The organism is uncultured Algibacter sp., from assembly GCF_905480415.1.
Classification (GTDB): Bacteria; Bacteroidota; Bacteroidia; order Flavobacteriales; family Flavobacteriaceae; genus Algibacter_B.
This window is the reverse complement of the sequence record NZ_CAJQQI010000102.1, coordinates 23,318-29,832: the sequence shown is the minus strand read 5'-3', so window position 1 is coordinate 29,832 and position 6,515 is coordinate 23,318. Positions and strand designations below refer to the sequence as shown.

Below are 6,515 nucleotides of genomic sequence, written 5' to 3'. Positions count from 1 at the left end.
GGCAGGCAGAAACGAAGTGAGCTAATTTTTTTTACAAAGTCAAGTAACAAAACGAAATCGATATTAAAATTTTGTAGATGAGTAAACCACAATTCATCATATAAAAATTACAGTTCGGTAATAACGATTATTAAAACCCTGCGTAGTGTTCGATATTTGACATGACAAACAAATAAAACAAAATATCATGAAGACACTAACATTAATCATCGCACTAGCATTATCAGTAAACTTTAGTTACGCTCAAGACAATGAAAACGAAAAATCCATAACCGTAACTATAGAAAATATAGCGAATAATAAAGGTAAAATTATTTTAGGACTTCATACCGAAGACACTTTTATGAAAGGTCAAGGTATTGCAAACGCAGAGAGCGAAATTATTGATGGAAAAATAACAGTAACCTTTAAAAATGTAGAAATGGGAACTTACGCTATTATGGCATTACACGATGAAAACGAAAATAAAAGAATGGATTTTCAAGAAAACGGTATGCCTAAAGAATCTTACGGCATGTCCAACAACCCAATGAACTATGGGCCTCCACAATATGCAACTTCAAAATTTGAATTAAAACATGAAAATCTAGAATTAAAAATCATTTTATAAGCAAAATTATATTTTAGCATACAGGCAGTCCACATGGGCTGCCTTTTTTTATTGACTAAATTTAATTTATAATTAACATGTGTTTCTATAACTTTTATTGATAGTTTTTTTACTTTTATATCCTAAATTGACACCAATGACTATTACGCAATTATATTATGTTTTGGCTGTTGCCGAAAACCAGAATTTCACAAAAGCTGCGGCAAAATGCTTTGTTACTCAACCCACTTTAAGTATGCAAATTCAAAAACTTGAAGATCAGCTAGGAGTTCAGATTTTTGATAGAAGTAAAAAACCTATTGAACTCACCAATATTGGTAGAAAAATAGTTACCCAAGCTAGAAATATTGTAAACGAATCTTACCGAATTCAAGATATTGTAGATCAACAAAAAGGCTTTATTGGTGGTGAATTTAAACTTGGTATTATACCCACTGTTATGCCAACGTTGCTACCTATGTTTTTAAAAAGCTTTATAAAAAAGCATCCAAAAGTTAAGCTTAAAATAGAAGAGTTAACGACTGAAGAAATAATAACTAGAATTAAAGATGGACATTTAGATGCTGCTATTGCTGCCACCCCATTAGAAGATGATAGTATTAAGGAACGTGTGCTTTATTTTGAGCCTTTTGTAAGCTATATCCCCAAAGGACACAGACTACATAATAATAATAAAATAGATGTATCAGAATTAGATATTAACGATATGTTATTGCTAGAAGATGGACATTGTTTTAGAGATGGCGTCATTAATTTATGTAAAGCTTTTAAAAGCCATTCTGAGGATCAATTTCAATTAGAAAGCGGAAGTATTGAAACGCTAATAAAACTATCTAATGAAGGTTTGGGGATGACTCTACTTCCCTACTTACACACCTTAGATATTAATGACAAAGAAAAAGGAAATTTACATTATTTTAATGAGCCTTCTCCCGCAAGAGAAGTTAGTATCATTTATCATAAAAGTGAATTAAAGATGCATATAATTGAAGCTTTACAAGATGTTATATCTGGAATTATACGAGGTGCTATTGCATTTCAGAATGTAAAAATCATAAGCCCTTTAGCAAAATAAAAAACAGCAAACACTAAAAAAGCGACCTGAAAGTCGCTTTTTTTTTATACTTTTAAATAGATTAAACATTGATTTAATTCCGGTTTTTGCTGTACCAAAGAATGAATAAAAATTTTAAGCTCTTCAATCTCGTAAGGCAGTAATCGTTCTAATGCCTTTTGTACTTCTTTGCAAAACAACGTTGTGTCAAAACTGACTTTTTTAAGAACAGTTTTGGTATACTCTAGCATTGCTCTTGCCATAATTTTATTAAAGTTTTAGGTTTGAATAAATAGTAGAGTTCTTTATAGGCGTGTTCCTGTTATATCTATAAATTTAATGAAAAATTATCCAAGTTTGGTAACTTTAAGTGAAATTAACATTTTAAAATCGATTATCACCATCCAATAAATCGCCTAAACCACCAAGAATACTACCTTCTCCTTTATTTTTCCCTCCTCCCCTTGGAGCACTAGCCAAAACACGACCAGCAAGTCTACTAAAAGGCAACGATTGTATGTAAACGGTTCCTGGACCTTGCAGTTTAGCAAAGAATAAACCTTCTCCGCCAAATACCGTATTTTTTATACCACCAACAAACTCTATATCATAATCTACAGATTGATCGAAACCTACAATACATCCTGTATCTACTTTTAAAATTTCACCTGATTTGAGTTCTTTCATAGCCATGGTTCCTCCCGCATGAACAAATGCCATACCATCTCCTTCAAGCTTTTGCATGATAAAGCCTTCGCCTCCAAAAAGCCCACGACCTAATTTTTTTGAAAACTCAACACCAATGCTTACGCCTTTTGCTGCGCAAAGAAATGCATCTTTTTGGCAAATAAACTTACCTCCAAAACGTGTTAAATCTATTGGGATAATTTTCCCAGGGTAAGGTGATGCAAAAGACACATTACGTTTTCCTGTTAAGTCATTATAAAATGCCGTCATAAACAAACTTTCTCCTGTAAGAATCCGTTTTCCAGCGCCTAAAATTTTTCCTAAAAATCCAGAATCCTTTTGAGAGCCATCGCCAAATATAGTTTCCATTTTAATGCCATTGTCCATCATCATAAAACTACCCGCTTCAGCTACCACGCCTTCATGCGGGTCTAGTTCAATTTCTACATATTGCATTTCTTCACCGTAGATTCTGTAGTCAATTTCGTGTGCCGTCATGTTGAAAAAGTTTATTCGTTTAAAGGTTTAATCGTTTATATGTTGACTTATTTATGATTTTGTTACAACATTTTTAAAATTCCGAAGTGATAACGGTGGCAAAAAAGTGATTTTCGCCAAAAGGCGCTATGATGCAAAGCACAAAATGAACACTTCTAATTAAGACTGTTGACAACTGACAGTCTAATAAAAACTGTCTATTGTTTCAACTTAACACTCCATTGAAAATTAAACGTAGAAACCACAACACCTTCTTCATTTACTCCAACAGCTTGCATCCATAAAGTTTGTCCTTCTCCTGTTGCTATCGCTTTTGCAAGAACATCATCTGTGGCTTTTCCATCATTACAAGTAAATCTAATCTTACCTGTTGCTTTTTTAGTAAATGTGGCATTATTAGATGTTACTAACATAGACACAGGTTTACCAGATTCTTGTATTTTATTTATCATTAAAGCTCCGGTAGAAAACTCCGCGGCCATACCTTGTACTGCCCAAAACATAGATTTAAACGGATTTTTATTTACCCATTTATGGGTTACTCCAACAATACATGTTTCATTATCAATATGTTTTGTTCTTACACCACACAAATAAGCTGCCGGCAACTTATACATTGTGTAAGTATTTAGTTTTCTTGGTGTTAAAGTCATTATTAAATATTATAATTTTCACGAAGTTATGAAATAATTTCATACTTGTAAATGTTAAAATTATGTTAATTATAGTACTATGTGTAACAAAGTACCTTCTTTTAGACATATATTTGTATAAGAAACTATTATACGTTTTATAATCATGATAGATAATCACCAAAAAAACATCGCCACATTTATTCACTTATCTACCTTTAGTAGATTCTTTATTCCGTTTGGAAATTTTATGGGCCCTATAGTATTATGGATTTCCAATAAAGATAAATCTGAATTTATAGACAGCCATGGTAAGCAAATAATCAATTTTCAAATTAGTATTTTATTATACGCTATAATTTTAGGAACACTGACGATTCCATTTTTCATCTTTAAAATTTTCAATGGTATTGATTTTTTAGATTTTCATGCCTTTGAAAGTTTTCATATCAATATAGGTAAACCATCACCACTACTCTATATAGGAGGCGCATTAGGTATATTGGCTGTAATTGGATTTATTATTGAATTGGCGCTAATAGTTGTTGCAAGTTTAAAAGCACGAGATGGTAAATTGTATAAATATCCATTCACCATTAATTTTTTAAAATAAAACATAAGCTATGTATAAACTTAATAATGAATTTCAAAAGTTAAATGGCGTTCTGAATTGCGTTAGGGATTGCAGAGTAAAGCCCACAGCGAGGAATGAGCGAAAACTTGCAGCGGAAGCCCGACCCTTGTTGTAACCCGCCGGTAGGCAGGCAGGCGTCAAAAAAATAATAAAATTTCATCAATATAATCATCAATCAAATCAATCAAAAAATGAACAGTTTCACAACATTAAAAGAATGACACTATGAAGATAGAAAACACAAAAGCACAAATGCGAAAAGGCGTTTTAGAATTCTGCATACTCTCGGTCTTAAAGGACAATGATGCGTATGTTGCCGAAATTCTAGGCACCTTAAAAGATGCAAAGTTGCTGGTTGTAGAAGGTACTATTTACCCGCTTCTTACGCGACTTAAAAACGCTGGACTTTTAAATTACAGATGGGAAGAATCGACCTCTGGTCCGCCAAGAAAATATTATGGTTTAACCGAAACAGGTAAATTATTTTTAAAAGAATTGAACACGACTTGGAGTGAATTACACAATGCAGTAACTATAGTAACAAGCCAAAAAACAACAAAAAAATGAATAAAACAGTCAACATAAATTTAGCAGGTATATTTTTTCATATAGATGAAGATGCGTACTTAAAATTGCAACGCTATCTTGAGGCTATAAAACGTTCATTTACAGACTCTCAAGGTCGTTCTGAAATTATAGCGGATATAGAAGCTCGAATTTCTGAACTTTTTAATGAGCGCGTGCAAAACGACAAACAAGTTATACGAGTTAAAGAGGTAGATGAAGTAATCTCGATAATGGGGCAACCTGAAGATTATTTGGTAGATGATGAAATTTTTGAAGATGAACCACAACCATCTTACAGAAGCACATCTTCTGCTTCTAAGAAATTATTTAGAGATACAGACAACTCTTATATAGGTGGTGTATCCTCTGGGTTATCACATTACTTTGGAATTGATGCCATTTGGATTCGGTTAGCTTGGATACTTTTAATTTTTGGAGCAGGTACAGGTATTTTACTTTATATTTTACTTTGGGTTTTAGTGCCTGAAGCAAAAACTACTGCTGAAAAAATAATGATGACAGGGGATCCTGTTAATATTAGCAACATCGAAAAAAAAATAAAAGACGGGTTTGACACCGTAACTGAAACTGTAGGTGATGTTGCAAAAAATGTATCGGACTCGGTTTCTAATGCAGCGAAAAATATTGATGTAAAAAAAAGCGCTAACTCTATAAAATCGTCTTCAAGAACTTTTTTTGATACGATAGGAGATGTTATTATGTTCTTCTTTAAGGTCTTTGCAAAATTCATAGGTGTTTTACTTATAATTATCGGTGCAGCAGCTTTAATTGGGCTAATTATTGGTCTGTTTTCATTAGGTGTTGCAGACATTATACATATACCAGGTTTAGACTTTATGGAGATTGCCAATGCTGGTGAAACACCAATTTGGTTAGTATCCTTGTTTACGCTTTTTGCCGTTGGTATTCCGTTCTTTTTCCTTTTTTACTTAGGTCTTAAGATTCTCATAAACAACTTAAAATCGATAGGCAATATAGCTAAATTCACGTTGTTAGGATTATGGCTTATCTCAATTATATCATTAGTCGTTGTTGGAGTAAGACAAGCCAGCGAACATGCTTTTGAAGAAAGTTTTATGGTAAAAACTGAATTACCAATTATGGCTAATGACACCCTAAATATTAAAATGGTAAGCAGTGATAACTTTAGCCCTGAGCATTACGGTCATAATAGTTTTAAACTTGCACATAACGAAAATGGTGATAAAGTTTTATACTCATCCAATATAGACATCACAGTAGAATCTACTACCGACTCTATTGCAAGAATAGGCATTAAAAAAAGGGCTGATGGTAGAGATTATGACAAAGCCATAGAACGTGCAAAAAATATAAATTATAGTTTTGAACTTAAAAACAATACTTTACTATTAGATTCTTATTTAACTACAAATACTGAAAATAAATTTAGTGACCAGGAAGTGGATGTTGTGCTTTATTTACCAGAAAATACTGTTGCGTATTTTAATAACAGTACAGAAAAGAGTTTACACTATAAAACATACGATGGTAATATTGTTTCAAGAGACGATACCAACCACTATTTAAAAATTCTTTATGATGAAGTGGAATGCTTAGACTGCCCTGAAGAAGATTTTAAAGTAAAGGTGAATACGCCAAAACTTAAAATTGATAATAATGGAATAGAAATTAATTCAGAAGATGGTAGCCTAAAAATAGATGAGACTGGCATTAAAGCAGAATCAGTTGAGATAAAACTGAATATTAATTCTGATGGCGTTGAACTAATAGAATCAGAGTAATAGATATTATAAACAAGCATAAATCACGATGAAAATTCGGGATTAGTTC

The 6,515-nt window shown here is 32.4% G+C and carries 8 protein-coding genes; 5 read left to right on the top strand and 3 right to left on the bottom strand.

Annotation, left to right across the window (positions count from 1 at the left end):
• Positions 1–187: 187 nt before the first annotated feature.
• Positions 188–610, top strand: a complete 423-nt coding sequence (locus QZ260_RS07310; RefSeq protein ID WP_295984557.1) for a DUF2141 domain-containing protein — start codon at positions 188–190, stop codon at positions 608–610.
• Positions 611–746: 136 nt separating this feature from the next.
• The gene (locus QZ260_RS07305) at positions 747–1,685 is read left to right on the top strand and encodes a hydrogen peroxide-inducible genes activator (protein ID WP_295984556.1); all 939 of its coding nucleotides are present in this window, start codon (positions 747–749) and stop codon (positions 1,683–1,685) included.
• Positions 1,686–1,729: 44 nt separating this feature from the next.
• On the opposite strand, the gene QZ260_RS07300 is transcribed toward QZ260_RS07305, so the two are convergent.
• The 3 genes from QZ260_RS07300 to QZ260_RS07290 form a co-directional block, all read right to left on the bottom strand.
• Positions 1,730–1,927, bottom strand: coding sequence for a hypothetical protein (locus QZ260_RS07300; protein WP_271757330.1), 198 nt, complete (start codon positions 1,925–1,927; stop codon positions 1,730–1,732).
• Positions 1,928–2,048: 121 nt separating this feature from the next.
• The gene (locus QZ260_RS07295) at positions 2,049–2,849 is read right to left on the bottom strand and encodes a TIGR00266 family protein (protein WP_295984553.1); all 801 of its coding nucleotides are present in this window, start codon (positions 2,847–2,849) and stop codon (positions 2,049–2,051) included.
• A 197-nt stretch (positions 2,850–3,046) separates the two neighbouring features.
• Positions 3,047–3,502: a DUF4442 domain-containing protein gene (locus QZ260_RS07290; protein WP_295984550.1), complete on the bottom strand. Its 456-nt coding sequence runs from the start codon at positions 3,500–3,502 to the stop codon at positions 3,047–3,049.
• Positions 3,503–3,647: 145 nt separating this feature from the next.
• Here QZ260_RS07290 and QZ260_RS07285 point away from each other — a divergent pair, with 145 nt between their 5' ends.
• From QZ260_RS07285 to QZ260_RS07275, 3 genes are all read left to right on the top strand, one after another.
• Positions 3,648–4,094, top strand: coding sequence for a DUF4870 domain-containing protein (locus tag QZ260_RS07285; protein WP_295984547.1), 447 nt, complete (start codon positions 3,648–3,650; stop codon positions 4,092–4,094).
• 246 nt (positions 4,095–4,340) lie between these two features.
• Entirely contained in the window at positions 4,341–4,682 is a 342-nt protein-coding gene (locus QZ260_RS07280) for a PadR family transcriptional regulator (protein WP_271757320.1), read from the top strand.
• The gene (locus QZ260_RS07275) at positions 4,679–6,466 is read left to right on the top strand and encodes a PspC domain-containing protein (protein WP_295984543.1); all 1,788 of its coding nucleotides are present in this window, start codon (positions 4,679–4,681) and stop codon (positions 6,464–6,466) included. Before QZ260_RS07280 ends, QZ260_RS07275 begins: the two co-directional genes overlap by 4 nt.
• Positions 6,467–6,515: the final 49 nt, after the last annotated feature.